Source organism: Stutzerimonas stutzeri (assembly GCF_024448715.1).
GTDB classification, from domain to species: domain Bacteria; phylum Pseudomonadota; class Gammaproteobacteria; order Pseudomonadales; family Pseudomonadaceae; genus Stutzerimonas; species Stutzerimonas stutzeri_AR.
The window spans coordinates 1-1,568 of the sequence record NZ_JAMOHZ010000024.1 but is presented as its reverse complement, the minus strand read 5'-3'; the positions used below and the strand labels follow the sequence as shown (position 1 = coordinate 1,568).

The 1,568-nt window shown below is 46.7% G+C and carries 2 protein-coding genes; both read right to left on the bottom strand.

What is annotated here, in order from left to right:
- Positions 1 to 23: 23 nt before the first annotated feature.
- Positions 24 to 314: a hypothetical protein gene (locus NAV33_RS21380; RefSeq protein ID WP_255983766.1), complete on the bottom strand. Its 291-nt coding sequence runs from the start codon at positions 312 to 314 to the stop codon at positions 24 to 26.
- Between the two features lie 399 nt (positions 315 to 713).
- Entirely contained in the window at positions 714 to 1,541 is an 828-nt protein-coding gene (locus tag NAV33_RS21375; protein ID WP_255983765.1) for an HNH endonuclease, read from the bottom strand.
- Positions 1,542 to 1,568 lie beyond the last annotated feature (27 nt).

The window sequence follows — 1,568 nt, the reverse complement described above, 5'->3', positions numbered from 1 at the left end:
AAGCGAACGGCTTGAACCAATTGTTATGAGCCTTCACTGAACTCAAGACGTGCCGTTTGCCATTGCTCCCAGGCATATTCTGGATTTAGGTCTGGATAGCCTCTAGATTCCTCCATCTGCATTTTTACTGAAGCTGGAAGCATCATACAAACAGCGTTGTCTCTAATTCCTGTAACCTCAGCTTCAGTTAGTGGAGACCCTTTTTCTCGTTCTTTGTTTAACAGAATGATGATCAAGGCTGGAATGGGTGTTGGCACCAAGTCTTCTTCCTTGCGAGCATCAGGCTTCTTTTTTGCGAATAGTTTTTTGAACATTCGATGTGCCTTATGGCTCATAACGTTTGGTTAAGGGGCGGGCTTTAGCCCGTCCCAGCGAACGAAGTGAGCGGCTTGAACCGCTTGTTAGGCAGCGGAGCAAACCGGGCCTCGCTGGCCGATACCGCACAGTGGCCGAACAGCTGCGAGCGTTCAAGCTGCTACGTGATGACTGATTCACACCGCTGCATGCCTCTGGTCGCCAACCTCGAAGATAGGGCGAGCATGGGCGACGTGCTAGTTGGCAACGCGATGGTTGGGTATTGAAAGTGAAACAGGCGGCGGCGATACGAACTTCCATGTATGTACGAGCCTTAAAAAGAAATGACGCCTAACGTTTGGTTAAGGGGCGGGCTTTAGCCCGTCCCAGCGAACGAAGTGAGCGATTTGAACCAGTTGTTATAGGGCGTTTGCCATTTTCTCAATGGCGCGCCTGAATGAAACGCGAACAATATTTCCATTTTGAAGACAAACAACGTGGCCGAGATCATATTCATCTTCGCTTGGAAAGCTCTCGGTGTTGGCGGGGACATTAAGCATGCCCATGTAATGACCTAAGACACCAACAAAAATACCAATATTTTCAGGGCCAGGCACCAAGCCAACAACTGATGAGTCGCCGAGCATTCCACATAACATGCGGAAAACCTCAAGATCCGGATTGTCATCCGGCTTGAAGCGATCATCAACTCGCGTTGATATTGCTGTTACTTGAGATGGTGAATTTCTTAAATCATGATTCATGATGAATCGAATTTCATCATGCCTCACTTGCTCTCTAAATAATTCTCCATATACAAAATAGCCAGCGGATAATGCTACTTTAGCAACGAACTTGAGGCCGGTATCCATGTCAAGTGAGACGGAACTCTGGAATGTTCTTTCGCCTTGAAGATGTTGCTTTGTTATTGGGCACCAAATTTTCAAGCCTTCATGCCTATCAAAAGCCACCTGTACAGGTTTGCCTGTGGATGTGTCAGTTGATTTTTTTGCTACTGCTTTTGGTTTCTTGTTGCTGTGGCCTCTGACGTCTAATTCATTTCTTTTCATTAGAATTAGGAAGTCGTTAGCTAATGCGCCGTCAATTTTTGAGCCGACTTTAGAGTTGAAATCTCTGCAAACTGGAATTTCAAATCCGTCTAAGCCGCCAAGCGATAATGGGATGATGTGCTCCCGGTTTGCTTCTGACTCACTTATCTCTCGGTCGGTATATGGGCAGTAAATCAATGCGTTACCCCCTCAAGCACTATAACG